The organism is Allorhizobium sp. DMC15 (assembly GCF_056314065.1).
In genome coordinates, this window is record NZ_JBQUZB010000001.1 from 713,585 (window position 1) to 738,215 (window position 24,631).

Below are 24,631 nucleotides of genomic sequence, written 5' to 3' on the forward strand. Positions count from 1 at the left end.
GGCGCTGTCTTCCGGATGGGATCAGGGATGCTCGGCGACGAACTTCGGCGCGGTCTCCGGCGTCGTCAGGAAGCCCGGAAGCAGCTGTTCGGCCGGGAGCTTTTCGCCGGCAGCGAGCTTGATCGCGCTGTCGACGGCCAGACGACCGATGCCGCGTACCTGCTGGGTCGCCGTGGCGTCGAAACCGCCCTGCGCAAGGATCGGAAGAGCCGTCGTGTCGCCGTCGAAGCCGCCGACGTAAACGCGCTGCGAGACGCCCGATACCTTCACAGCCTGAGCTGCACCGAGGGCCAGACCATCGGCCTGGGCGAAGATCAGCGAGACATCCGGGTTCGCCTGCAACAGGTTCTGACCGATGTTGAGGCCTTCAGCCTGCGACCACTGTTCGCTCCACTGTTCTGCAACAAGTTCCACACCAGAATTCTCGCCGATCGCCTTCATGCAGCCCTTGGTGCGCTCGACTTCCGGCGTCGTGCCCTTCTGGCCGTGGATCATGATCATCTTGCCCTTGCCGCCGGCGAGACCGATGATGTGCTTGCAGACTTCGTAGGCGGAAGTCGCGTTGTCGGTGGCGATGAACGTATCGCCAGGAGCGTCGTCGGCATTGCGGTCGACGTTGACGACCGGGATGCCGGCTTCCTTGGCGAGGCGCGTCGGGACAGCGGCGGCAGCGGCACCGGCCGGAATGTAGATGAAGGCGTCGATGCCCTGGGTCAGCAGATCCTGAACCTGGCTCACCTGGGTCGCGCTATCGTTCTTTGCGTCGACGGTGATGACCTCAATGCCCTTCTCCTTGGCATAGGATTCCACACCGATCTTGATCTGGTTGAAATAGTCGGCCTGCAGGTTCGAAACGGCGAGCCCGATCTTCTTCACGTCTGCGGCAGACGCGCCGAGCGGATTGAGGGCAGTCGTCGCCAGTGCTGCGGCAGCCAGAAGCATAGTCTTGAATTTCATGGTAGATCTCCTCCGTTGTTTCGGGACCCTGCTACCACCGCAGGACCGAAGTTTTGCCTGGCATTCTGCCCGGCGTTGAACTGGCGGCTTCCCGCCAAACTGGATGCGTGGCCGAAGCGTCACTTCCTCTTGATGGCTTCGGCTGCGACGGCGAGTGCGATGACGACGCCGATCACGACGGCCTGCGTGAAGGGCGAGACACCCAGAAGGTTTAGGCCATTGCGCAGGACGCCGATGATCAGAACGCCGATGATGGTTCCGAGGATGCCGCCCTTGCCGCCATTGAGGCTCGTCCCGCCGATAACGACTGCGGCGATCGTGTCGAGTTCATAGGAGACGCCGGCGGTCGGCTGGACCGAGTCGAGGCGCATTGCGAGAACGACGCCGGCAAGGCCTGCAAGCAGTCCGGACACGACATAGACGCCGACCGTGTAGAGATTGACGTTGATGCCGGCGAGGCGCGCGACTTCCTGGTTGCCCCCGATCGCGTAGAGCGAGCGACCGCCCGAGGTGTAGCGAAGATAGATCCAGCCGAGCACGAAGACGACCAGCATCACGGCCACGGTCAGCGTCAGGAAGCCGCCGTAACGGGTATAGGCGAGCAGGCTGAACCAGGAAGGAAACCCGACGATCTGCTGGCCGTCGGTGATCATGTTCGCGAGGCCGCGCGCCACTGACATCATCGCCAGCGTCGCGATGAAGGCCGGCACGCCCAAGGCCGTTATCAGGAGCCCGGAAATCGCCCCCGTCGCCGCGGCAACGCCGAGCGCGATGAGAATGCCGACGGGCAGGGGAAGGCCCACCTGATTGGCCAGGTAACCCATGACCATCATCGTCAGCGCCAGCACCGAGCCGACGGCAAGGTCAATGCCGCCGATCAGGATCACCATCGTCATGCCGACGGCCATGATGCCGAGCACCGTGATCTGGTCGAGCACGTTGAGCAGATTGCGCGCCGACATGAACTTGTCGGTGGCAAACGAGAGGAAGATGCACAGCAGGATCAGCCCGATCAATGGACCGGTCGTTCCCCTTAATGCCGACAGCGCGCTGGCTCCGGTCCCTCGATCCTGGTCTGTCGCTGACACCGACATCCATTCCTCCCATGCTGTCCGTTCTAATCAGAACGGCATAAATATTCATTGCTGTGTGTAAATTCGTAGCGCAGGCTTCCACAGGCTGTCAACTGCCCTCGCGATGCTCGAATGCAGATTTAATTTGGGGGCTCCGGCTTGACACAGGCGGAGCACGTGCAATTATATCGATAGCAGCATATTTATTCATAATGAGGTTTCCATGCAGCCGAATGATCTTGATCGCATCGCAAGGCAGATACGCCTTCGCGATCTCCAGGCGGTTTACGAAGCGGGCGCTGGCCATATCGGCGGTGAAATGTCGGCGATCGACATTCTGACAGCTCTGTATTTCCAGGTTTTGCGGATCTGGCCCGATCAGCCGAAGCATCCGGACCGCGATCGTTTCGTGCTGTCAAAAGGCCATGTGGCCCTGGCGTTTTATGTAACGCTGGCCAAGCGTGGATTTTTTCCGGAGGAGGAGATTTCCACCTTCCTCAAGCCCCATTCGCGCCTCAACGGACACCCGAACTGCAACAAGGTTCCCGGCGTCGAGACCAACACTGGCCCGCTCGGCCATGGTCTTCCCGTGGCCGTCGGCATGGCAAAGGCCGCCAAGCTGACGGGCGCTGCCTATCATACCTACGTGCTGACCGGTGATGGCGAGATGCAGGAAGGCTCCAACTGGGAAGCGATCTCGTCGGCGGCCCAGTTCGGCCTGGACAATCTGACGCTGATCATCGACCACAACCGCTTCCAGCAGGGTGCAGCCTTGAGCGACACCAACAACATGGCGCCCTTCGGCTCCAAGCTCCAGGCCTTCGGCTGGGACGTCACGGAGATCAACGGCAACGCCATGGATGAGATCGTCCCGGCGCTGCAACACCGCTCCGATCGCCCGCACTGCATCGTCGCCCACACCAACAAGGGCCACGGCATCTCCTTCATGCAGGACAAGGTGGATTGGCATCATAAGGTGCCCAATGCCGAGCAATACAAGATTGCCCTCGCCGAACTCTCGGAGGTGCTGTGATGAACGCCGTGACCATGACTGAAAAACTCCACGACTGCCGTGATGCCTTCGTTTCCGTGCTTGAGCGCCTCGGCGCCGAGAACTCGAAGGTCGTTGCCGTCTGCAACGACTCTGTCGGCTCCTCCAAGCTCGGCGGCTTCAAGTCGAAATGGCCGGAACGGCTGGTGAATGTCGGGATCGCCGAACAGAACATGGTGGGCGTCGGTGCCGGTCTCGCCAATGGCGGCCTGCTTCCCTTCGTCTGTGGTGCCTCCTGCTTCCTGACCGGGCGTTCGCTCGAACAGGTCAAGGCCGACATTGCCTATTCGAACGCGAATGTGAAACTCGTCGGCATCTCCTCGGGCATGGCCTATGGCGAGCTCGGTCCGACCCATCACTCCATCGAGGATTTTGCCTGGATGCGGGTGCTGCCCAATCTCCCGGTGATTGCGCCCTGCGACTCGATCGAAACCGCAGCGGCTGTCGAGTGGGCGGCCCGTTACGAAGGGCCGGTCTTCCTGCGCCTGTCGCGCGTCGGCGTACCGGACCTTCTGCCGGTCGGCCATGTTTTCGAGCCGGGCAAGGCAAACCGCCTGCGCGACGGTGACGCGATCACGCTGATCGCCAACGGCACCCTGACCCACCGCGCGATGAAAGCGGCCGCCATCCTGGCCGAGCGTGGTATCGAAGCCCGTGTCCTGAATATGGCGACCGTCCGTCCCATCGATGTGGACAGCATCGTCGCGGCTGCACGCGAGACCGGTGCTATCCTGACCGCGGAAGAACATTCGGTCTATGGTGGTCTGGGCTCCGCCGTGGGCGAAGTCGTCGTCGCAGAGGCGCCCGTGCCGATGAAGATCCTCGGCGTGCCCGGCATCTTCGCCCCGACCGGCTCCGCCGAGTTCCTGCTCGACGAGTTCGGCATGGCGCCGGAAGCCATGGCCAATGCGGCTGAGGAACTTCTGGCGCGCAAGAGCGGCCGCGGCTGACGGCTGCAGAACCAATTCGGATGTCGCTCCTCGTCTGGAGCGGCATCTTCCAGCATTCGGAGCCGACATGACTACCGCCATACTCGCGATCGACCAGGGAACCACGAATTCGAAAGCCGTGCTCGTCTCGGCCGATGGCGAGATTCTGGCCCGGGGGTCTTCACCCGTTGGCATCTCCCACCCGCAGCCGGGCTGGGTGGAGCAGGATCCTAAGCGTGTCTGGCAGTCCGTGCTGGAGGCCATAGGCGCGTGTCTTGCTGCGGCAAAGACGGTGTCCATCGCCGGGATCGCCATTTCCAACCAGCGCGAATCCGTCACGATCTGGGATGGTGAAACCGGAGAACCGCTCGGCTCCGTCGTCAGCTGGCAATGCCGCCGCAGCGCACCCGTCTGTGCCGAACTCAATGCATCAGGCCATTCTGCCCGGGTCGAGGCATTGACCGGTCTGCCGATCGACCCGATGTTCCCCGGCCCCAAGATGAAATGGCTGCTCGACCGGGCGCCCGGGGGACGTCCCTTGCGGCTCGGCACGATCGATTCCTGGCTCATCCACTGCTTCACCGGCGGCAAGGTCCACGCCTGCGACGCCTCCAATGCCGCCCGAAGCCAGCTTCTCGATCTGAACAAGAAAGCCTGGAGCGATGAGCTTTGCGATCTCTTCGGCGTGCCGAAGGGCTTTCTGCCGGAGGTCCGCGACAGTGCTTCGCGCTTCGGCGGGACGCTGGGTGTTCCCGGCTTGCCCGACGGAATACCGGTTGCCGCTGCGATCGGCGACAGCCACGCAGCTCTCTTCGGCCATGGTGCCTTCGCCCCAGGCGACGGCAAAGTGACCTTCGGGACCGGCTCGTCGATCATGACGACCCTGCCGCTTTTCATCGCGCCACGAAACGGCATTACGACGACCATCGCCTGGTCGATCGATGGCCAGCCGACCTATGCCTTCGAAGGCAATATCCTCGTCTCTGCCGCCTCGCTGCCCTGGATGGCTGACATCCTTGGCCTGCCCGATGTGCAGGCATTGATTGACCTCGCTGAGACGGCCGAGCCTCAGGGGCCCGGTTTCGTTCCCGCATTCGTCGGTCTCGGCGCGCCGCATTGGCATGCCGACGCACGGGCACTCTTTTCCGGCATCACGTTTAATACGACCCGGGCACAGATGGCGCGCGCCGTAACGGATTCGATCGCCTTCCAGGTGCATGACGTCTTCAAGGCCATGGCTGCCCAGTCGCCGACGCCGCTCGGCAGGTTGTTCGTCGATGGCGGCCCGAGCAAGAACACCTTCCTGATGCAGTGCGTCGCTGACATGCTCGCCCACCCGGTGATCCAGTGTGATGCTGCGGAAGCATCAGCGCTCGGGGCGGCCTATCTCGCCGGCCTGACGCTCGGCCTCTGGAGCGACCTCGAAGCGGTAAGAGCGCTGCCGCGCAAGACCGAAAGCCTCCCGCCGAAACCGGCAGATACGACTTCACGCCTGGCCACCTGGCAGGATGCAATCTTCCGCTCGACCGTTTCCCCGACATCATCTATGGGTGAATAAAAATTCACCCATCGGAGGGGTTCATGGGACGTCTCAACGAGCTTCGACTTATCGCCCGTGTCGCGCAGATGTATCACGCCGAAGGCAAGCGCCAGGCAGAGATCGCCGAGATCATGCACATGTCGCAGGCGACCGTTTCCCGGATGTTGAAGCGCGCCGAAATGGAAGGGATCGTGCGAACCACGATCATTCCGCCGCCCGGAACCTTCGCCGATCTCGAGACCGCCTTGCGGGAGCGCTACGGACTGACCGAGGCGATCGTCATCGACTGTTCGGAGGATCGCGACGGCGCGATCATGGCCCGCATCGGCGAGGCCGCCGCCCATTTCGTCGAGGTTACCCTGCAGCAGGACGAGATCATCGGCGTGTCCAGCTGGAGCCAGACCATCCTGCGCATGGTCGACAACATTCACCCGCTGAAGACCGGCCGCGCCAAATACATCGTCCAGATCCTGGGCGGCATGGGAGAGGCATCGGTCCAGACGCATGCGACCCAATTGACCGCCCGACTGGCAAAACTGACTGGCGGCGAGCCGCGGTTGCTGCTCGTCCAGGGCATCACCTCGTCACGCGAAGCCAAGCTCGTGATGCTCGCAGACCCCGTGGTTCGCGGCACCATGGATCTTTTCGGCCGGCTGACGCTCGCCATCATCGGCATCGGCGCCGTCGAGCCTTCGGAACTTCTGGCCCGGTCCGGCAACGTCTTTTCGCGCCAGGAAATGGCAATGCTGCACGATGCGGGTGCCGTCGGCGAGATATCGTTCCGCTTCTACGACCGCGACGGCAAGCCGGTCGAAACCCCGCTCAATGACCGGGTCATCGGCATCTCGCTCGAGGATCTGCGCAAAGCCGACCGCGTGATGGCGCTGGCCGGCGGAGAATCGAAGACCGAGGCGATCGCAGGGGCCCTGAGGATGGGCATCATCGATGTGCTCGTCACGGACAAGTTTACCGCAGCGCGACTGACGGCGTGATCGTCCCATCCGGGGCGGACTGTCGGATCGGCTGCATATTGGAGGAGTAGATCATGCAGCGTTTTTCAGGGCAGACCGTTTTCGTCACCGGTGGCAACAAGGGCATCGGGCTCGGCATCGCCCGCCGGTTCGCCGAAGAGGGGGCGAAGGTTGCGATTGCCGCGATCGAAGCCGATACCGGGGAGGTCGCCCGGCGGCTCGCCGAAGAGACGGGTGCCAACACGCTCGGCTTGCAACTCGATGTCACGAATTCCGCCGCCGTCCGGGAAGCATACAAGGAGGCGGAAGCCCGTCTCGGTCCGCTGAGCGTGTCGGTTCAGAATGCCGGGGTCATTACCATCGCCAAGGTCGAGGATCTGAGCGAGCGGGAATGGGACCTGAACCTCGACGTCAACACGAAGGGTGTCTTTCTCTGCTGCCAGGAGGCGGTCGCCCGTTTCCGCGCCAGTGGCACCAAGGGACGCTTGATCAACACGGCCTCCGGCCAGGCTCGCCAGGGCTTCATCTATACGCCCCACTATGCTGCATCGAAATTCGGTGTCGTCGGCCTGACCCAGAGCCTCGCCAAGGAACTGGCGAAGGAATGCATCACTGTCAACGCGATCTGCCCGGGCATCATCCATACCGAGATGTGGGACTACAACGACCGTGTCTGGGGCAAGATGCTCGGTGACTATGGTCCCGGCGAACTGATGGCAGAGTGGGTCGAAGGCATCCCCATGGGCCGCGCCGGCACGCCTGCCGAAGTGGGCGCCCTCGTCGCCTTCCTGGCCTCGGCGGACGCAGCCTATATCACCGGCCAGACGATCAACGTCGACGGCGGACTGATCATGTCGTGATCCCAGGCATGAGGTCTGAAATCGACCCGACGCCGACAAGGCTGAGCCGCGCTCCCGTCCGGTGAAAGGTGCACCAGTATTCCTTCATCGCGCTGAGACCCGCTGCAGGGTCGCGACATCGTCCATCACGCGGAGGTCAGGTGTGGGGCCGGCAGGCAAATTGGCTTGCCCGGCGCAGGCTTGCCGTGAGAAGGATGCAGGCCTCCCGTCGAGGCAACGGCATCGGTGGCCCCAATTCCGAGTTCTGCCTTGCGCTGGCCCTGGCACTCGAGGGGGCCGAAGGCTTTCATGCCCTGGCCTGCGACACCGACGGTGTGGATGGGGCCGCCGAAGTCGCAGGGGCTGTTGTCGGACCGGATCTTCTCAAGGCTGCAGCCAAGATCGGCATTGATCCACGGCATGCGCTTGAGCGGAACGATGCACATTCGTTCTTCGCCGCCCTTGATGCTCAGGTGGTCACAGGGCCCACATTGACCAACGTGAATGACTTCCGCGCGATCCTGATCCGACCGCGCCTCGCGGGCTGAGAGGGCGCGGCCGCGCGTCGGGCTAGGATGTCTCCTTCGGCAGCGACCTGCCGACATCTTCGGAGGGATTAGCCCGTAAGCGTCCGTGGACGAGGGGGCGGCATAGGTCAAAGCAGCCTCAGGCACGAGGTGGGATCGTTGATGGCCACACTACCAGTTGGCCACCGGTCTTGTTTCGAGCCTGCCGGACTTTTGGATCTGGATCGTTGGCATCACAATGTCAGAGGGTGGTTTTGGCAGGGAGCACAGTGGCATGGGCTCCGGTTGTGCCTCTCCTTGCTCAGGCCAGAGGAATTCGCCCTGTGTGAGTTCCTTTGCCGGAGGCAGGCTCGCATAGGCGCCGATCAGGCTGACGGAAGCTGCGGCAAAGGCCAGTATCATGGTTCGCATTGTCTCGCTCCTTCTCAGGGTATGTTGATGTGGCGCACAGTCGGCCCAGTCTACGGGCATGGAGGTGGCGCCGGATCGGCCGGAGAAACCCGGCCGATCTTGCGTCGTGAACCAGCTCGCTGGCTCAGGAAGCGTTCGAAATCGAACGGCTGACGAGGCTGACCGACTTGTCAGCATTGACCTTGTAGACTTCGCGGACATCGCGACCGTCACCGTTGGAGAAGGTGTGGAAGAAGGTCGAACCAGCGGGAGCCTTTTCGAGCTGGACGTTGGCGTCGTCGTAGGTGATCGAGCCCGGGATCGGCTGGACGCTGGCGAAAGCGGCCGTGCCGGCTGCGAACGAGATCAGGGTGGCGGAGAGGGCAGTCAGAATGGTCTTCATGGTCGTGTTCCTTCAAGGGTTGAGTGAGGGCCGATCTTCGGCCGGTTTCATTGAATTGCTGCTGCAAGACAGGTCTCTGGCGGGAGGCCTGGTGGGGCGCTGATCTCACATCGGGGAGGAGAAGAATGCGTGGTTGATCAGCGAGTTCAGAGTGACAGCGAGGGGGATGAGGTTCCATTGAACCTGAGTTCGCTCGCCTCCAACATTGGTATGATTGAGCCATGCCGAAGGCATGGACCGGGATGACCCAAGGTTTGGGTTAGGGCATCGATCGGGGAGGGGCGCATGCCAATACGTCGGCGAAATCGGATCGCACCCGAGCACGAAATGCCCGCAATTGCTGGTCCGACAGCAGATGCCGATCCTCCCACACCATCCCCATGTATAGGGGCGAGCATACCAGCGGCTGATGGGTTGCATTTTGCGTGCGGCGTAGACTTGCCATGCGGGCCGGGCCGGCGCCGGAGGCGTCTCTCGGAGACCCAGCACCCACTGCATCGCGAACAGGAGATGACCCATGGAGCCTCTCGCAGTCGAGGCGCGCCGCAAGGCCGCCCTCAACACCCCGGCAAAATTTTCACCCGAAGCCGTCCACGACATATCCGCAGCGCTGACAGGCCTGCTTGCCGATACCTTCGCCCTCTATTTCAAGACCAAGAACTTTCACTGGCACATGAGCGGGCCGTCCTTCCGCGATTATCACCTGCTCCTCGACGAGCAGGCGGGCCAGATCTTCGCGATGACCGATGCGATTGCCGAGCGCGTCCGCAAGCTCGGCGGAACGACGATCCGCTCCAGCGGCCATATCGCCAGGCTCCAGCGATTGCTGGACAATGATGCTGCCTATGTGAGCCCGCAGGATATGCTGGCCGAGCTGCGAGACGACAACGAGCGTTTCGTGTCTTTTGCCCGTCAGACGCACGGCCTTTGCGGCGAACATGGCGATGTCGCCTCCACGAGCCTGCTTGAGCAGTGGATCGACGAGGGAGAGCAGCGTGTCTGGTTTCTCTTCGAGATTTGCCGGAATACGCAGTAGCATTCACTGGAAAGCGGGCGCGGTCCGCGCGCAGCCGACAATCGAACGGGACTGGACCAGAACCATGGTCCGGTCCCGCTTCTTTTCCAGCCCGTCTTATTAAGAACGACATAAGACCGCAGCAACGGACACCGTGTCGTCGGCTGCGGTAAAAAGTTTGAGAGCGTGTTAGATGACGAACTGGAAGCGCCAGGCGCGCGGCTGAAGGGGTGTGCCGCATGCCGGGCGCTTTCAAGTCATTGAAGTGGGGATGTCTGCCTCAGGCAATCCGTTTGTTACGCCGCCAGGTCGCGGGTGTCTGTCCGGTAAAGCGACGGAAGACACGGCAAAGATGCGACTGGTCGGCAAAGCCGCAATCAAGCGCGATTTCGCAGAGTGGCGTGTCTGTGTTGAGCATCAACTGCTTGGCATGATCGATGCGCCGCCGCGAGATATAATCGTGCGGGGACGTCCCGAACGTGGCGCGGAAGGCAGCGGAGAAATAGCTGGTGCTGAGCCGTGTGATCTCGGCCAACTCATCGATGTTGATCCGTTCGGAAAACGCCTTCTCGATATACCGCCTCACCCGTCTTGCCTGCCAGGGCGCCAGTCCCCCCCGTGTCGGGGGCTCGGGCCACTCTTCGGCGTCGGAGTTGCCGACAAGTGCTGACGCTCTGCGGATCAGGTCCATGGCGTCGTTTTCGTTCTGCTCGGCAAGCGACATGGCTTGGGCGAGCAGGCGGGTGAGCTGGTGGTGCTGCGACGCAAGCGAAACCGCGCCCGCAGGCGCCCGGTGAAGGCTGTCGTCGATCTGGAATGGAAGTGCTGACATGACGATCCCCATTGGTCTTGGTTTATGGGGTGATCTTCGGGCGAACGGCGATTCAAGAATATTGTACGGGAATTGATAAGCGTCAGACTGCAGTGCTAGCCTCGCATACCCACGTATAGTTGCCGGAGCATCGCAGCCGGTTTTAAAAAAGCGGAACACTTACAATTCCTGGAAGGCGAAGGATGTCCGTGAGCCCTCTCGTTCTGGTCGTCGATGACGAGCAAATCGTCCGCAGTTCCGTCGATAGTTTGCTGCGCTCGGTCGGCTATCGGGTGAAGTCCTATGCCACGCCACTGGATCTCTGCCGCGACGTACAATGCCTGGAAGAAGCCGACTGCCTGATCCTTGATGTCCGTCTTCCCTTCACGAGCGGGTTGGATTTCCAGCAGAAACTCTCGGATATGGGCGTCGAAATCCCGATCGTTTTCGTAACAGGCCATGGCGATATACCGATGTCGGTAAGGGCCATGAAGGCCGGAGCTGCGGACTTTCTGCCAAAACCCTTTCGAGATCAGGACATGCTCGACGCTGTCGCTGCCGCCTGCCTGACGCGGGCTGCGGCTAAGGGCGAGACCAAGTTCGAGGCTGAGCTGAAGGAGCGGTTTTCCTCGCTCACCCCGCGCGAGCGCCAGATCATGGAAATGGCAACGAGCGGCCTGATGAACAAGCAGATCGCGGGTGAGCTCGATCTGAGCGAGATCACTGTCAAGATCCATCGCGGCAAGATCATGCGCAAGATGATGGCGAAAACCTTTGCCGATCTGGTGAAGATGTCCGAGGCCATCGCGCGAAACCAGGGGACATCGGCAGGCCGATAAACTCAGGTATAGTCGATAAAGTTATGAAATACGGCTATTACTGCATGCAAGTTGAACCCGGTCCCGACCGGAGATTGGCAGATCAAGGTGCATGCTCCCCGGCTTATTTCAGTGATCGACGACGAAGTCGAAGTCCTTCGTGCCACGAGCAGCCTCTTGCGATCCTGCGGCTTCGACGTCGCGACCTATTCTTCCGCTGAAGATTTCCTCCATTCGCCCAGCAACGGCCGCTCGGCCTGTCTGATCTCTGATGTCCAGATGCCGGGCATGAGCGGGATCGAGCTCTTTGCGGCGCTGAGACAACGCCAGGACCCTGTCCCGGTCATCTTCATCACCGCCTTTGCCGAAGCCCCTGTGCGTCAGCACATCGAGGCGCCCGTCTGCGTGCTTCAGAAGCCCTATCAGGCGGAAGCCCTGATCGCCTGCATCGAGCGGGCAATCAGCGTCCAGCCGCAGACCTGACGAGGCGCCGAGGCGCCCCGCTTTTCTGGCCTATTTCACAAGCCGAGTTCTCGCCGGAATGGCAATGAGGTGCCGTACAGTCGGTCGCTCCTCGCCTTGGTGATAGCCGATGAGCTGGCCGTGGATCTCAGCGTCCGCGTGCGACGCACGTTCATGCTGTCGCAGATGTTCGGCCCAGGATTCGACGAAGAACCATTCGATAATCTGCTCGGGCCTGGCCGCATCCTCGCTCACGCCCCAGAGATAGGCGCCGTCTCTGCGTCGCGCTTCGGCATGGAGGTTGAGCGCTCGCAGGAATGCGGGGCGATCGGCTGCGGTAACCGAGTACTCGACCTGCACCATGACGGGTCCCTGATCATGGGCAACACTATCCGCCACGATGGGTTCTGGCCAATGGTGGGACGCGGAGAGGTCCTCCTCGCCCAGCGGCAGCTTGATCAGGTGCATGAGGACTGCGCTCAAGCTCAAGCCTGCCGCCGCAATCAGCAGCGTCGTCGTCAGCCCCATCGCCTCTGCCGTGATGCCCCAGGCAATGCTGCCCACCGTCATCGCCCCGTTGAAGACGGTGAGGTAGACCGCGAGTGCACGCCCGCGCACCCAGTTGGGTAGCACGGCCTGGGCAACACCGTTGAGGACGGTGAGCGTCGAAATCCACGCGCTGCCCAGCAAGAAGAGGCAGAGGAAGGCCGCCCATTGCGGTGGAGCAAAGGTCAGCACCACCATGACGCCGGCGCTGAGGATCGCAGATCCCAGGAGAATGGCATCGGAATCGAGACGGTTGCGCAGTCTCGGCAGGATGGTTGCTCCGCCGATGGCCCCGGCACCGACCGCGCCAAGCAGCAGGCCAAAGAAGCTCGCCCCGCCTCCTAGCAGGTCCTTGGCGACAAGCGGGAGAAGCGCCCAGGTGGCGCTTGCAAAGATGAAATAGACACCGGCCCTCAACAACACGATGTGCAGCTTGCTGCTCGAGCGGGCATAGCGCAGCCCCGCGCGAAAGGCGCCGAAGAAGTGCTCGGGGATGTGGCTCACCTCGGCCCGTGGACTTTGCCACCAGAGGAGTGCGCCGATCACGAAGAGGTAGGTGGCCAGATCCGCTGCATAAGCGAAAGCCGCTCCGAAGGCGCCGAGCAGGATGCCGCCGACCGCAGGGCCGATCGACCGTGACACATTGATCCCGACGGAGTTCAGTGCGATCGCGTTGCGCAACTGGGGCCTCGGAACGAGATCCGGCACCATGGATTGCCAGGCGGGACCGGCAATGGCTGCGGCCGTTCCGCCGACAAGGGTGAGGCCGATCAGGAGCTCGACGGTGATCAGCCCGCGCCAAGCAAGCAGGGTCAGGGCAAGGCTGACCGCAAGCATCACCACCTGCATCGCCATCAGCAGCTTGCGCCGATCGAGAATGTCGGCCAGCACGCCCGCCGGCAGCGCCAGCAGGAAGATCGGCAGTGTCCCCGCGGCCTGGATCAGGCCGACGGCACCCGGAGAAGCGGAAAGATCGGCGACGAGCCAGGCACTCGCGACATCGCGCATATAGGTGCCGGTATTGCCGATGACGGTTGCGGTCCAGAGGACCGCGAAGGCCGTGTGGTGGAACGGAGCAAGCGCACTGCCGGCCTCCGCTTTGTCAAGCTGCACTTGGGTCATGACGATCACCTCTCGAAGGTTCGGTGCGACGAAGAGCCCTGCTTTGAGATTGGCAGGGGGCAGACACACGAAGGCCGCCGCGGGTTAGGCGGCGGCCTCTGAGGCACACGCCGGCTCAGCTCTTCACGAAGGCCAGCAGATCCGGATTGATGACGTCGGCATTGACGGTCAGCATGCCGTGCGAGAAGCCCTTGTAGACCTTCAGCGTGCCGTTCTTCAGAAGCTTCACCGAAATCTCGGCAGAAGCGGCGATCGGAACGATCTGGTCGTCGTCGCCATGCATCACGAGTGTCGGCACCGAGATGTTCTTCAGGTCCTCGGTCTGGTCGGTTTCCGAGAAGGCCTTGATGCCGTCGTAATGGGCCTTGGCACCGCCCATCATGCCCTGGCGCCACCAATTCTGGATAACGCCTTCATGCACGGTCGCGCCTTCCCGGTTGAAGCCGTAGAAGGGGCCGGCCGGTACGTCGCGGAAGAACTGCGCACGGTTGGCAGCGAGAGCCGAACGGAAACCATCGAACACTTCGATCGGCAGACCGCCCGGATAGGCTTCGGTCTTCACCATGATCGGCGGAATGGCGGCGACCAGCACGGCCTTGGCCACACGGCCCTGCGGTTCGCCGAAGTTCGCGACATAACGCGCCACTTCACCGCCACCGGTGGAGTGACCGATATGAACGGCATTGCGCAGGTCGAGCTTCTCGAAAACGGCCGAGGCATCGGCAGCATAATGGTCGAGATCGTGACCTTCGCTCACCTGCTGCGAGCGGCCATGGCCACGGCGGTCATGGGCGATCACGCGGTAACCATTCAGGAGGAAGAACAGCATCTGCGCGTCCCAGTCATCGGACGACAGCGGCCAGCCGTGATGGAAGACGATGGGCTGCGCATCCTTCGGACCCCAGTCCTTGTAGAAGATGTCGACGCCGTCCTTGGTGGTCACATAATTCTCGGTCATTGGTATCGTTCCTTCCTGTTGAAGTGCGTTGAGGGTTTCCGAGGCAAAGACCGGGAGCGTCGTTGCCAGCGAAAGGGTGGCGCCCGCGAGCAGTGCCTGCCGCCGGGACAAGAGGAATTCGTGTTTCTGATCCATCACTTGGTTCCTGCTGATTGGATGATCCGAGACTAGGGCCTGGGTGCCGTCTGCTCTTGTCGCCTAGGCCGGTTTTTTGGACGTTTGACCGCTCGCATTCATGCCGGCGACGAGAAGGAAGGCGCCGACCAGACCGAGATGCTCGAAGAAGGCATTGGTCGCGCCCGTGCGTGCCGGACCCTCCGGCATCGTCCAGAACTGCAGGGCGATCAAGGTCGCCGCGAGCGTGAAGGCAGCGAGCGCAAGCGCTCCGGTGCGGCGTTGAAAGCCCGTGATGACCATGGCTGAAGTCGCGAGCTCGAAGGCAATCACACCGGCTGCGAAGAGGGGTGCCGGCAGCAGGCCAAAATGGGTCATTTCCTGAATGGCGCCCTCGAAGTCGAAGAGCTTCGTCAAGGCACCCTGAATATAGGCCGAGCAAAGCGCGCTCAGCATCAGGATCTTTGCCGTCGACCCGTTGAGCGCATCGCGGCGCGCCGGCGGAGTGGTCTGTTCGAAACGCGTAATTGTTGTCATCGTCTTCTCTCCTAAACGGCCCAGCAGGAGCAGCCGAGCGCACCGAAAAAGCCCTTGAGATCGCTGATGGGCAGGCTGGACGTCCAGGCGCCGGCATGGTCGTGACCATGCACACCGCAGTCATTGGCGCAGCCGCAGGACGAAATCGCATGGCGGCGCAGCGAGTTCTTGCCAGCCCCTTGCGGCTCGCCCCAGCCGGCATAGCCACCGAAGGTTCTGACCGGCGACCAGTCGGGCATGGCAGGAGGAAGCGGCGGCGCATCAATGCCGCTGAAGTCACCGGCGCCGTAGACGACCTTGCCGCCCACGATGGTGAGGTCGGAGGTCAGGAAGGAGATCTCGTCCTCCGGGCAGGAGAAGTAGTCCTTGCTCGGCACGATCAGGTCGGCGAACTGACCGGCCTCGATGCGGCCTTTGCGGCCCTCTTCATTGCTGAACCACTGGACCTTCTCGGTCCACATGCGAAGCGCCGTTTCCCGGTCCAGGCAGTTCTGCCGGGGGTAGAGGCTCATGCCGCCCACGGTCTTGCCTGTGATCATCCAGGACAGCGAGACCCAAGGGTTGTAGGAGGCAACACGGGTCGCATCCGTGCCCGCAGAAACATGCACGCCGCGATCGAGCATTTTGGCGATTGGCGGCGTTGCTTCGGCGGCACCATGTCCGTATCGCTCGACGAAATACTCGCCCTGATAGGCCATGCGGTGCTGCACCGCGACGCCACCACCGAGAGCCGCCACGCGGTCGATCGAACGATCGGAAATGGTTTCCGCATGGTCGAAAAACCAGTTGATGCCATCGAGCGGCGTATCGCGGTTCACCTTTTCGAAGACGTCGAGCGCCCTCGAGATGGTCTCGTCATAGGTCGCATGCATGCGCCAGGGCCAGCGGTTCTGCGCAAGCACCCGCACGACCTCTTCAAGATCGCCTTCCATCTCCGGCGGCATCTCCGGACGTGGCTGGCGGAAGTCCTCAAAATCGGCGGCGGAGAAGACCAGCATCTCGCCAGCACCATTGTGGCGGAAGTAGTCGGTGCCCTGCTTGTAGGTGACCGAGGAGGTCCAGCGGAGAAAGTCTTCCTTCTCCTCCTTCGGCTTCTGGGTGAAGAGATTGTAGGCGAGCCGAACCGTCAGCAGGTCCTCGTCCGCCAGCTTCTGGATGACGGCATAATCATCCGGATAGTTCTGGAAGCCACCGCCTGCATCGATAACGGCGGTCACGCCCAGCCGATTGAGCTCACGCATGAAATGGCGCGTTGAATTCACCTGGTAGTCGAAGGGAAGCTTCGGTCCCTTGGCGAGCGTCGCATAGAGAATGCCGGCATTGGGCTTGGCAAGCAGCAGCCCGGTCGGATTGCCAGCCGCATCGCGCGTGATCTCGCCACCCGGCGGATCCTTTGTGTCCTTGGTGAAGCCAACAGCGCGAACGGCGGCGGCATTGAGGAGCGCACGATCGTAGAGATGCAGCAGGAAGACAGGCGTGTCTGGCGCGATCGCATTGATCTCGTCGATTGTCGGCAGCCGCTTCTCGACGAATTGATGCTCGGTGAAACCGCCGATCACCCGCACCCATTGGGGTGCCGGCGTCACCGCCACCTGGCGCCGAAGCATGTCCATGGCATCGGCCAGTGAGCGGATGCCGTCCCAGCGCAGTTCCATGTTGAAGTTCAGCCCGCCGCGGACGACATGGGTGTGATTGTCGTTGAGGCCGGGCAGGACGCGTTTTCCGCGCAAGTCGACGGTCTTGGTCTGCGGACCGGCATGTTTCATGATCTCGGCGTCGCTGCCGACAGCGAGAAACTTGCCATCCTTGATCGCAATCGCCGTCGCCGACGGATTGGAACGGTCAAGCGTGGTCACGAGTCCGTGGTAGAGGATGAGGTCGGCATCCATCACAGTGTTCCTTCTGAATTGGGAGGGCTTCGGTATGCGGGCGAGGAGCTCAGCCCGCCCGGTCCTGCGGCCTGCGGGGCTCGCTGAGGTCGGTCGTCGTCCGCGTTTCGCTCGGCTTCGGGAGCGATGTCATGATCGGCTGCCGGACGAGGGCGCCTCTGGCGAGTGGCACGATCTGCTCGCCGATGAGGATGCCGAGCAGGCCGACCAGCGCGACAACAGGCGGGGCAGGGGAGCGCACGTTGAGGACCCCGTAGATCACGCCGACGAGCAGCCCTGCTGCGAGTGAGATGAGGTAGAGTTTCATCACCGTTTCCTTTCGGCGTGAGATCGAATGCATGCCGTGGGCTGCGAACGTGTCGTCCACCTACGCCTGGCGCGGGAGGGGAGCCGCGCCAGGCGTGGTTGGTCGTTCCGGTTGGGAGGCGGGACGCGGAACGACCGGCGGGGACGGGATCAGTGGCCTTCGGCGGCGTTGAACATCGTCTTGGCGTAGGTGACGCCGAGGCCGTAGGCGCCGCCAAGCTTCTTCGCGATGCCGGTGGTTGCCTCGTAGGTCTCAGCCCGGGCCCAGTCGCGCTGCAGTTCGAGCAGATACTGGAGCGAGGTCATCGGCTGGGCGCCGGCCTGCACCATGCGATCCATGGCGCGGTCATGCGCTTCCGTGCTGACATCGCCGCAGGCATCGGCGATCACGTAGACCTCGAAACCCTGGTCGAGGGCCGAAAGGGCCGGGCCGACGATGCACACGCTCGTCCAGAGGCCGCAGAGAACGATGCGCTTCTTGCCGATCCGGTTGACGTCGGCGATCACGGCTTCGTCTTCCCAGGTGTTCATCGAGGTGCGGTCGAGCATCGGCTGACCGGGGAAGGTGCTGGTGATCTCGTCGAACATCGGGCCGGAGAAGCTCTTCTCGGCAACGGTGGTCAGGATCGTCGAGACGTTGAAGGTCTTCGCGGCATTGGCGACAAGTGCAGCATTGGTGCGCAGGTTGACGGCATCGATGCTCTTTGTGGCAAAGGCCATCTGGGACTGAAAGTCGATCATGATCAGCGTGTGATCGGCGGCGTTGAGAAGGCGGGCGCCGGGGGCGGCTTTGGCTTGAATGGTCATTTTCATTTCCTCGGTGCTTGGGAGAAGCAGTGACGAGGAGAGAATGCCTCGGACCGAGGTCGGTCTCTTGTCGGTTACTCAGCCGTTTTGGACGTTTCGCTGATCTCCAGCGGTTACCCTTGATACGACGTGTTGATGAACCGGAGTGCGTTCAGTTCCTGTGCCGGCGATAGTCGCCGGGGGACATGCCGGTATGGCGCCGGAACGCACGCCCGAAAGCGGCCTGCGAGGAGAAACGGCAACGGAAGGCGATTTCCGCAAGCGAGAGGGTCGGGTCTTCCAGGAGTTGCTGCCCAAGCAGCAGCCGTCGATTGGCTACATACTCCGACGGGGACTGCCCGAGTGCTGCCTTGAAGGACCGGGCAAAATGATAGCGGCTGAGACAGGCGACTTCGGCAAGCTCCGCCACCGTCAGATCGGCTTCCAGGTTTTCCTCGACATAGTCGATGACCCTCTTCCGCCGGGCCGGGCTCAAGGCGCCGTTCACGTCGGCCGACGTGACTGCCAGGCTATTTCCCGAATACCGCGAGAGCAGATGCAGGGTGAGCGCCATGGAGAGCTGTTCCACGAGCAAGTCCCCCGCTGCCGTTTCATGGCGCATTTCCTGAAGGACGCGGACACAGATCTGCCGGACAAATTCATCGGCCACATCGGCCAGATAAGCGATGTCGCCGGATGCGACAGGCTGCGAGGTCAGCTCGCCGACCGTGGCAAACTGGTGCTCGGGGAGATAGAGATGCAGGATCTCGGGCAAAGCCTCGGTGATCCGGATGGAATCTTCCTGAACACCGATCGGACAGAACCAGAGCGTGCCGCTGCGGACCGCCGTCGACTGAAATCGACCGTCCCCCCGACGATGCACGAAGCCCGTCGGCGTTCCCTGGAGAGCCAGGGTGATCTCCATCTGGGTGCTGCAAATGTCGGGTATTTCGCAGGCTGGATGCGCACGCACTTCCGCGCCCAGATTACGCCACCGCCGATCCACAGAAGAGTTGATGACACCCGCCTGAGGGAATTTGAAAATGCCATGATCGTGTAGTGACGACATGCGCCTTTGCCCCTCTATAAGCAATTATCATAAAACTCCGATGTGCTGTTCGCAATGCCAAGTTTTCGCATGCGCAGCAAACTCGGCATGTACGACAGCACGTGGGGCAAAGACAGCCTTGGCTTGTCGATGCTACGACAGCAAAATGGGCAACCATGTCGGGTGACGACCATGTTCCAGGTAGCCAGAGATAGCGGAATGTTCGATCGAGCGTGGCTTCGAGCCTGCAATCAAACTCTTGTCTGGCAGTCTGCCGGGGCAAGCTTCTATCGTCTGTCGCAAGACGATGGCGAATGGGATGCGCTCTTTCTCCCCCGATCCAGGGAGCCGGTGCGCTCGCCTCAGGCCGACCTGCGCCTGCGCCGCTATGCAAATGCCGAGATCTGGCTCGATACCCCCGCCGCCATTCTCGAAGAAGACGAACACCGGGTACTTGTCTTCGATACGACAAGCATTCTGCTTGGATTGTTGTCACCTTCGCCCGTTCCGCTGCAGGAGTTCCTGCCACGGGCGCTCTCCATGGTTCGTTCGCTTGCGGCAGCCCATGCTGATGGCGCACCGCTCGGCTCTCTCCATCCGATCGATTTTGCCATCGATGAAAAGGGTGCTGTGCGTTTGCGAGCGATGCCCGCCACGGCCTCCGCCCAGACACTCGGCGTGATCGACGAGATCATCTATCGGGCGCCCGAGCAGTTGCGACCGGTGGCACCGCAGTGTGACAGCAGGAGCGACCTTTACGCGCTCGGCATGATCCTCTTCCGGCATCTGACAGGCATCTTCCCGCTGGCAGCCAACTCGCCGGTCGAATGGCGTCATGCCCATTTGGCACTGGCACCGATGGATGCCAGCAGCATGTTCGCAGATCTGCCGCCGGTGATCGGGCAGATCCTCAAGCGCCTACTCGCAAAAGAGCCGGCTGCGCGCTACCAGTCCGCCCTGGCACTGGAGCTTGACCTTGCGCGCTGCGACCAGGAATGGCGCGAGAACGGCGAGATCAGCCAATTCGAGATCGGACGCGTCGACGCGCCTTTCGCTCAGCTCTTGACCTCTTCGCTCTTCGGTCGAGGGGAAGAGGAACAGATCCTCGGCAATGTACTCGATCGCTTCTTGGTTCATGGCAAGCCGTCGATGATATCGGTGCATGGCCAGCCCGGCGTCGGCAAGTCGAGCCTCGTCCAGAGCCTTGCCAAGATCGCCGGTGAAAGAGCCCTGTTCATCCAAGGCAAGAGTGATCAGCATCAGTCGGAAGTCCCCTATGGGCCCATCGTGCAGGCCATTGGCGCCTTCATCGACGAAGCCGTCCGTGCGGATCATGTGACCCTGGCATCGCTTCGAAAAGCACTTGCCCGTGAGCTTCAGGGCAATGCATCCTTGCTGGTCGATCTCCTGCCAGCGGTGGAAATACTGACCGGACCCCAGGCGAGCCGGATCGAAATACCGGGGCCGATGGTCCAAGTCCGCTTGCAGCGGGCCTTGCGCGCGGTGCTCTCCGTCGCGGCAGCGACGATCAGCCCGCTTGTCCTGTTTCTCGACGATATTCAATGGGCCGATGAAGCGACGCGCTCCTTCCTGTCGGTCCTGGTGAACGAACCGGTCACCGGGCTTCTTCTGATCGTTGCCCGGCGCGAGCAGTCCGGCGAAGCCCAAGCCCTGTCCGACCGTTTGATGGCGGAGGCACGCGTCTCGATGGCTGAGCTGGCAGAACTCTATCTGCGGCCGCTCTCTCTCCAGTCCACACGGCAGATGCTCGAAACGATCTTTTCCGATGCCCCGGATGGTCTGTCTAATCTGGCTGAAACGCTGCACGAGAAGACGGGAGGAAATCCCTTTTATCTTCGAAGACTGCTGCAGGCACTCGTTCAGGATGGCGTCGTCTATTTCTCGCCAGCTGAGAAGGCTTGGCTATGCCGGGTTGAAGATGTCGCTCGTTATCCTGCCAGCGAAAACATCATCTCCTTCGTAACGGCCCGTCTTGAGAAGGAGGGCTCTGAGGCACTCGGTCTTCTCCAGACGATGGCCTGCATCGGTCCTGAAGCAGAAAAGGCCGTCCTTGCCAGGGCGCTTGGTCTGTCAGACGAAAACCTGCAACAACTTGCAGCCCCATTGGCGCGTTCGGGCTTCGTCGTGCTGTCGCCTGCGAAACTCAGCTTCACCCATGACCGCATTCAGGAGGCCGCCTATTCGCTGATGGACGAGGAGACGAGGCGTGATCGACACCGTCATCTGGTCGATGTGATGATGTCGATATGGGACAGCGGCACCAATGCTGCTGCCTTCGCCATCGCCAATCAGATCGAGCAATCTCGGGCCGAAGATCTGCCGCTCGAAAAGCGAAAGCTGTTCATTGAGGCGCTTCTGGCCGCTCTCTCCCATGCAAGGCGTTCAGCAGCCTTCGGTCAGGCGGTCCGCTATGGCGAGACGGCGGTCAAGCTCATCCGGGACGACCTTTGGGGAGACGACTACGGCCTCGCGTTCCGTGCGCATATCCAACTGTGTGAGGCTCTGCTCGGATCAGCCTCGCTCGAGGCTGCAGAGCGCCGGCTCAACGAACTCCTTCGATATGCTCGGTCGGCGCTCGATAGAAGCGCTGTCTTCCGCCTTCGGGCGAACCTGTTGACGCTAAAATCAGATTATGATGGCGCAATCGACGAAGCGTTGCTGGGTCTTGACGAACTCGGCGTGAAGCTCGCACGCGGGGCGAGCGAAGCAGAGCAGGTTGAAGTCTATCGCTCCATCCGCCGACGACTGGACGGCAGACAGATCTCCGATCTCGAACACATACCTCTCATGGAGGATCCGCGCATCCGTGCGGCCATGTCGCTGCTGGCGCCTCTCATCTCATCGGTGTTCACGACGGATGGGCTGCGCTTCATGCATCTTGCCAAGATGGTCGAACTCACACTCGATTATGGGGCAAGCCCGGAATCCACCCATGGCCTCGCCTGGTTCGGCGCCATGATCTCCGACAAATACGATGCTTATGCCGATGGTCTGAGCTTCAGCCTCGCCGCCCGAGCATTGGTCGACAAATACGGTTTCGAAGAGCATCGAACCTCGGTCTTGCTGGCGGTGGATCAGGTTGCCCCTTGGACCCGCTCGATGCCTTATGCCCTGGAGCGCGTGCGCGAAGCCCTCGATGCGGCTCATGCGGCGGGTGATGTTGGCTGGATGTGTTACGCACGTAACCACCTTGTTTCCGACCTGATTGCCATGGGTGAAGAGATCCCGACTATCCGGCGAGAGGCGGAGGAGTCGATCGCGGTCACCCGCCGCTTCGGCTACACTGACATAGAGCATATTCTGGCGGCACAGCTCCGTCTTGTCGTCGACCTCGCCGAAGGGCAGGGCGCAGTGCAATCGTCAGAAAGCCTCGCGCAGACGGCACCTGTGGTTTCGCCGACCACGGCTTTCTGGGTTGCCTTCTATGAGGGCACCTCGCTCTATTACAACGGAGCCTATGCGGAAGCCGTCGATAAACTGATGGCCGCCGACGCATTGAGCATCTTCCTGCTTGCCCATATCGATACGGGCTTCTGCAAATTCTATCTCGGCCTCGCTCTTGCCGCCAGCGGACGAGACGCATCCGCAGAAAGATTCGACGATGCCCGTCTCGACGAAGTTCGCTCCCGTCTCGCGCTCTGGGCAGACCTCAATCCCCTGAACTTTGCTGACAAGCTGCTGCTCCTCGATGCCGAGATTGCCCGCAGAAACGGAAATTACGCCGAGGCGCTTGTCCTTTACGAAAAAGCCGCCGCCGCGGCACGCTCCTCCCGCTTCGAGCATGAGCATGCGCTGTCGCTTGAACGTGCCGGGGCCTGCTGCCTGGAGATGGGCAACCGCATCAGTGCCAATGCCTATCTGTCTCTTGCGTCAGAAGCCTATGAGCGCTGGGGCGCGAGGCACAAGGCAAGAAGCCTGAAACCGTCTTTTGCCGTCGATTCGGAGCGGCGTCCGGCTGCCGGCTCTGGCCTTGCCTCGGCCGCCGGCGACCTGGAGACCGTCCTGGGGACGTCGCTTGCGCTCTCGGAAGAGATTGTTCTCGATCGGGTGATCGAAACGCTGATGACACGCATGCTGGTGCATGCCGGCGCTACTCGCGGGCTGCTGCTGAAGATCGCCGATGGCAAGCTGGAGGCAGAGGCGTCCGCCTGGACCGAAGGCGGCAGCGTCCGCGTCAGCACCCTCAATCCGGATCGCTATGGCCTGAGCCCACCCTATTCGGTGATCGACCGCGCGCTCCAGACGCGAACCCCCTTCGTGATTTCAGGCTCCGACTTCGGAGCCTGGGCCGCCGACAAACAGTCCGCCGCCGGGCGCTCGATCCTCTGCGTCCCGCTTCTGCGCCGTGGTGAACTCACCGGTCTGCTCTGCCTCCAGAACGATTATCTTGAGGGGGTTTTTGCCGCGGACACCGTGGCACTCCTCAAGCTCCTGGCTTCGCAGGCGGCAATCTCTCTGGAGAACGCGAGGCTCTATACAAAGCTGCTGCAGGAAAACGAGCTTCGCGCACGCAGCGAGCAGGCGCTTGCCGGCGCCCGAGCCGAACTCGAGAAGAACGCCCGCCTGACCCTTCTCGGCGGCATCGCCGCCTCCGTCACGCACGAGCTCGGCCAGCCACTCTCTGCCATTGCCTCAAACGCCGGCGCCGGCCTCCGCTGGTTGAGCCGCGCCGAACCGGATATCGCGGAAACCCTGAGCGTGCTGACCGAAATCGAGACCAGCGTCTCGCGTGCCCATGACATCATCCGCGCTTTGCGGGCGCTCTCCAAGCAGGCCCCGAAGGTCGAGGAGATCGTCGACGTCAACGAAGTCATTCTGGAGGTGTTGCGCATCGCACGATCCGAGGTCGAGCGTCACGGAACCGAAATCCGTCTCGACCTGTCTGCCAGCGGAGCCACGGTGCTGGGTGATGCGACGCAGCTCAAGCAGGTGGTGTTGAATCTCGTGCACAACGGCATGGAGGCGATGAACGACCTCCCTCGCCAAAGGCGCAGGATCGAGATTGGCTCGACCTATACCGAAACCGAGCTCGTCGTGACCGTGCGAGACTTCGGCAGCGGGATCCCCCCGGAGATCGCCGCTCAGATCTTCGAACCCATGTTTACGACCAAAGCGTCTGGCATGGGCATGGGCCTTGCGATCTGCAAATCGATCATCGACGCTCATGAGGGCGTGTTGAGCGTCAGCAGTGAGACGGTTGGAACCAAGTTCATGTTTTCGCTGCCGCTGCACCGCCTGACCTCGATCTGACCTCGATGAAGCGTTGATCTTTCCCTTGCATGATCGTCGAGCGAGGTCGGCAGGTAAGAGGGGAAAGTGCCGGAAACATACAATCGGTATACAATTCCGTCTGAGCCCCGGCGTTGCCGATCTCAGGTTGCGCGGCATGGATGGATGGGGGGTAGCCCTGATCGCTGAACTGATTGCGTGAAATCATCCGCAGAATCGGACCGCTCTGAATTATGCAGATAATATAACTGCTTAATGATGAGGGAGGGGAAGCGAAGAATGGCTGGGG

22 protein-coding genes are annotated in these 24,631 nt (G+C 61.9%); 10 read left to right on the top strand and 12 right to left on the bottom strand.

All coding sequences use genetic code 11. From position 1 onward, the window contains the following. Positions 1-21: 21 nt before the first annotated feature. Together ACT53S_RS03445 and ACT53S_RS03450 are read right to left on the bottom strand one after the other, a co-directional pair. Positions 22-957 (bottom strand): substrate-binding domain-containing protein, encoded by a 936-nt coding sequence (locus tag ACT53S_RS03445; protein ID WP_113378549.1) that lies wholly within the window; start codon positions 955-957, stop codon positions 22-24. A gap of 119 nt (positions 958-1,076) precedes the next feature. Further along, positions 1,077-2,051 carry an ABC transporter permease gene (locus tag ACT53S_RS03450; RefSeq protein ID WP_113378548.1) on the bottom strand — a complete coding sequence of 325 codons (975 nt, stop codon included), beginning with the start codon at positions 2,049-2,051 and terminating at the stop codon, positions 1,077-1,079. Between the two features lie 202 nt (positions 2,052-2,253). Here ACT53S_RS03450 and ACT53S_RS03455 point away from each other — a divergent pair, with 202 nt between their 5' ends. The 6 genes from ACT53S_RS03455 to ACT53S_RS03480 all read left to right on the top strand — a co-directional run bounded on the left by ACT53S_RS03455 (position 2,254) and on the right by ACT53S_RS03480 (position 7,908). Continuing rightward, entirely contained in the window at positions 2,254-3,063 is an 810-nt protein-coding gene (locus ACT53S_RS03455) for a transketolase (RefSeq protein WP_476065914.1), read from the top strand. Next, positions 3,063-4,031: a transketolase family protein gene (locus ACT53S_RS03460; protein ID WP_476065915.1), complete on the top strand. Its 969-nt coding sequence runs from the start codon at positions 3,063-3,065 to the stop codon at positions 4,029-4,031. The genes ACT53S_RS03455 and ACT53S_RS03460 overlap by 1 nt, the downstream gene beginning before the upstream one ends. 67 nt (positions 4,032-4,098) lie before the next feature. Then, entirely contained in the window at positions 4,099-5,568 is a 1,470-nt protein-coding gene (locus tag ACT53S_RS03465; protein ID WP_476065916.1) for an FGGY family carbohydrate kinase, read from the top strand. Between the two features lie 23 nt (positions 5,569-5,591). Further along, positions 5,592-6,542 carry a sugar-binding transcriptional regulator gene (locus ACT53S_RS03470; RefSeq protein ID WP_142070660.1) on the top strand — a complete coding sequence of 317 codons (951 nt, stop codon included), beginning with the start codon at positions 5,592-5,594 and terminating at the stop codon, positions 6,540-6,542. A 53-nt stretch (positions 6,543-6,595) separates the two neighbouring features. Next, entirely contained in the window at positions 6,596-7,381 is a 786-nt protein-coding gene (locus ACT53S_RS03475) for an SDR family oxidoreductase (protein ID WP_476065917.1), read from the top strand. A gap of 194 nt (positions 7,382-7,575) precedes the next feature. Continuing rightward, the gene (locus ACT53S_RS03480) at positions 7,576-7,908 is read left to right on the top strand and encodes an MOFRL family protein (protein WP_476066625.1); all 333 of its coding nucleotides are present in this window, start codon (positions 7,576-7,578) and stop codon (positions 7,906-7,908) included. A gap of 150 nt (positions 7,909-8,058) precedes the next feature. Here the strand turns inward: ACT53S_RS03480 and ACT53S_RS03485 are convergent, their stop codons facing one another. Then, positions 8,059-8,298 (bottom strand): hypothetical protein, encoded by a 240-nt coding sequence (locus ACT53S_RS03485; RefSeq protein WP_142070654.1) that lies wholly within the window; start codon positions 8,296-8,298, stop codon positions 8,059-8,061. A 124-nt stretch (positions 8,299-8,422) separates the two neighbouring features. Further along, a complete protein-coding gene (locus ACT53S_RS03490; RefSeq protein ID WP_113378541.1) occupies positions 8,423-8,680 on the bottom strand; it encodes a hypothetical protein in 258 nt (85 codons plus the stop codon). Between the two features lie 517 nt (positions 8,681-9,197). Between ACT53S_RS03490 and ACT53S_RS03495 the strand changes: the two genes are divergently transcribed. Beyond that, positions 9,198-9,716, top strand: coding sequence for a Dps family protein (locus ACT53S_RS03495; protein ID WP_476065918.1), 519 nt, complete (start codon positions 9,198-9,200; stop codon positions 9,714-9,716). A 259-nt stretch (positions 9,717-9,975) separates the two neighbouring features. Here ACT53S_RS03495 and ACT53S_RS03500 read toward each other — a convergent pair whose 3' ends face one another. Then, positions 9,976-10,527, bottom strand: coding sequence for a helix-turn-helix transcriptional regulator (locus ACT53S_RS03500; RefSeq protein WP_476065919.1), 552 nt, complete (start codon positions 10,525-10,527; stop codon positions 9,976-9,978). 182 nt (positions 10,528-10,709) lie between these two features. Between ACT53S_RS03500 and ACT53S_RS03505 the strand changes: the two genes are divergently transcribed. Continuing rightward, positions 10,710-11,345 (top strand): response regulator transcription factor, encoded by a 636-nt coding sequence (locus tag ACT53S_RS03505; RefSeq protein ID WP_476065920.1) that lies wholly within the window; start codon positions 10,710-10,712, stop codon positions 11,343-11,345. Positions 11,346-11,456: 111 nt separating this feature from the next. Further along, positions 11,457-11,807 (top strand): response regulator transcription factor, encoded by a 351-nt coding sequence (locus ACT53S_RS03510; RefSeq protein ID WP_476065921.1) that lies wholly within the window; start codon positions 11,457-11,459, stop codon positions 11,805-11,807. 30 nt (positions 11,808-11,837) lie between these two features. On the opposite strand, the gene ACT53S_RS03515 is transcribed toward ACT53S_RS03510, so the two are convergent. The 7 genes from ACT53S_RS03515 to ACT53S_RS03545 all read right to left on the bottom strand — a co-directional run bounded on the left by ACT53S_RS03515 (position 11,838) and on the right by ACT53S_RS03545 (position 18,969). Next, positions 11,838-13,454 carry an MFS transporter gene (locus ACT53S_RS03515; protein ID WP_476065922.1) on the bottom strand — a complete coding sequence of 539 codons (1,617 nt, stop codon included), beginning with the start codon at positions 13,452-13,454 and terminating at the stop codon, positions 11,838-11,840. Positions 13,455-13,569: 115 nt separating this feature from the next. Then, positions 13,570-14,547 (bottom strand): alpha/beta fold hydrolase, encoded by a 978-nt coding sequence (locus ACT53S_RS03520; RefSeq protein ID WP_476065923.1) that lies wholly within the window; start codon positions 14,545-14,547, stop codon positions 13,570-13,572. Between the two features lie 63 nt (positions 14,548-14,610). Beyond that, positions 14,611-15,063 (bottom strand): DoxX family protein, encoded by a 453-nt coding sequence (locus ACT53S_RS03525; protein ID WP_476065924.1) that lies wholly within the window; start codon positions 15,061-15,063, stop codon positions 14,611-14,613. Between the two features lie 11 nt (positions 15,064-15,074). Then, positions 15,075-16,952: an amidohydrolase gene (locus ACT53S_RS03530; protein WP_476065925.1), complete on the bottom strand. Its 1,878-nt coding sequence runs from the start codon at positions 16,950-16,952 to the stop codon at positions 15,075-15,077. Positions 16,953-17,001: 49 nt separating this feature from the next. Continuing rightward, positions 17,002-17,259: a DUF1427 family protein gene (locus tag ACT53S_RS03535; protein WP_476065926.1), complete on the bottom strand. Its 258-nt coding sequence runs from the start codon at positions 17,257-17,259 to the stop codon at positions 17,002-17,004. A 149-nt stretch (positions 17,260-17,408) separates the two neighbouring features. Continuing rightward, positions 17,409-18,065 carry a hydrolase gene (locus tag ACT53S_RS03540; RefSeq protein WP_476065927.1) on the bottom strand — a complete coding sequence of 219 codons (657 nt, stop codon included), beginning with the start codon at positions 18,063-18,065 and terminating at the stop codon, positions 17,409-17,411. Positions 18,066-18,216: 151 nt separating this feature from the next. Next, a complete protein-coding gene (locus ACT53S_RS03545; RefSeq protein WP_476065928.1) occupies positions 18,217-18,969 on the bottom strand; it encodes a helix-turn-helix domain-containing protein in 753 nt (250 codons plus the stop codon). Between the two features lie 315 nt (positions 18,970-19,284). Between ACT53S_RS03545 and ACT53S_RS03550 the strand changes: the two genes are divergently transcribed. Further along, entirely contained in the window at positions 19,285-24,363 is a 5,079-nt protein-coding gene (locus ACT53S_RS03550) for a trifunctional serine/threonine-protein kinase/ATP-binding protein/sensor histidine kinase (protein ID WP_476065929.1), read from the top strand. Positions 24,364-24,631: the final 268 nt, after the last annotated feature.

Excerpts from the sequence above, each read along its gene's own strand:
- ACT53S_RS03445 (WP_113378549.1), bottom strand. The coding sequence starts at position 957 with ATGAAATTCAAGACTATGCTTCTGGCTGCCGCAGCACTGGCGACGACT.
- ACT53S_RS03450 (WP_113378548.1), bottom strand. The coding sequence starts at position 2,051 with ATGTCGGTGTCAGCGACAGACCAGGATCGAGGGACCGGAGCCAGCGCG.
- ACT53S_RS03455 (WP_476065914.1), top strand. The coding sequence starts at position 2,254 with ATGCAGCCGAATGATCTTGATCGCATCGCAAGGCAGATACGCCTTCGC.
- ACT53S_RS03460 (WP_476065915.1), top strand. The coding sequence starts at position 3,063 with ATGAACGCCGTGACCATGACTGAAAAACTCCACGACTGCCGTGATGCC.
- ACT53S_RS03465 (WP_476065916.1), top strand. The coding sequence starts at position 4,099 with ATGACTACCGCCATACTCGCGATCGACCAGGGAACCACGAATTCGAAA.
- ACT53S_RS03470 (WP_142070660.1), top strand. The coding sequence starts at position 5,592 with ATGGGACGTCTCAACGAGCTTCGACTTATCGCCCGTGTCGCGCAGATG.
- ACT53S_RS03475 (WP_476065917.1), top strand. The coding sequence starts at position 6,596 with ATGCAGCGTTTTTCAGGGCAGACCGTTTTCGTCACCGGTGGCAACAAG.
- ACT53S_RS03480 (WP_476066625.1), top strand. The coding sequence starts at position 7,576 with ATGCAGGCCTCCCGTCGAGGCAACGGCATCGGTGGCCCCAATTCCGAG.
- ACT53S_RS03485 (WP_142070654.1), bottom strand. The coding sequence starts at position 8,298 with ATGCGAACCATGATACTGGCCTTTGCCGCAGCTTCCGTCAGCCTGATC.
- ACT53S_RS03490 (WP_113378541.1), bottom strand. The coding sequence starts at position 8,680 with ATGAAGACCATTCTGACTGCCCTCTCCGCCACCCTGATCTCGTTCGCA.
- ACT53S_RS03495 (WP_476065918.1), top strand. The coding sequence starts at position 9,198 with ATGGAGCCTCTCGCAGTCGAGGCGCGCCGCAAGGCCGCCCTCAACACC.
- ACT53S_RS03500 (WP_476065919.1), bottom strand. The coding sequence starts at position 10,527 with ATGTCAGCACTTCCATTCCAGATCGACGACAGCCTTCACCGGGCGCCT.
- ACT53S_RS03505 (WP_476065920.1), top strand. The coding sequence starts at position 10,710 with ATGTCCGTGAGCCCTCTCGTTCTGGTCGTCGATGACGAGCAAATCGTC.
- ACT53S_RS03515 (WP_476065922.1), bottom strand. The coding sequence starts at position 13,454 with ATGACCCAAGTGCAGCTTGACAAAGCGGAGGCCGGCAGTGCGCTTGCT.
- ACT53S_RS03520 (WP_476065923.1), bottom strand. The coding sequence starts at position 14,547 with ATGGATCAGAAACACGAATTCCTCTTGTCCCGGCGGCAGGCACTGCTC.
- ACT53S_RS03525 (WP_476065924.1), bottom strand. The coding sequence starts at position 15,063 with ATGACAACAATTACGCGTTTCGAACAGACCACTCCGCCGGCGCGCCGC.
- ACT53S_RS03530 (WP_476065925.1), bottom strand. The coding sequence starts at position 16,952 with ATGGATGCCGACCTCATCCTCTACCACGGACTCGTGACCACGCTTGAC.
- ACT53S_RS03535 (WP_476065926.1), bottom strand. The coding sequence starts at position 17,259 with ATGAAACTCTACCTCATCTCACTCGCAGCAGGGCTGCTCGTCGGCGTG.
- ACT53S_RS03540 (WP_476065927.1), bottom strand. The coding sequence starts at position 18,065 with ATGACCATTCAAGCCAAAGCCGCCCCCGGCGCCCGCCTTCTCAACGCC.
- ACT53S_RS03545 (WP_476065928.1), bottom strand. The coding sequence starts at position 18,969 with ATGGAGATCACCCTGGCTCTCCAGGGAACGCCGACGGGCTTCGTGCAT.
- ACT53S_RS03550 (WP_476065929.1), top strand. The coding sequence starts at position 19,285 with ATGTTCCAGGTAGCCAGAGATAGCGGAATGTTCGATCGAGCGTGGCTT.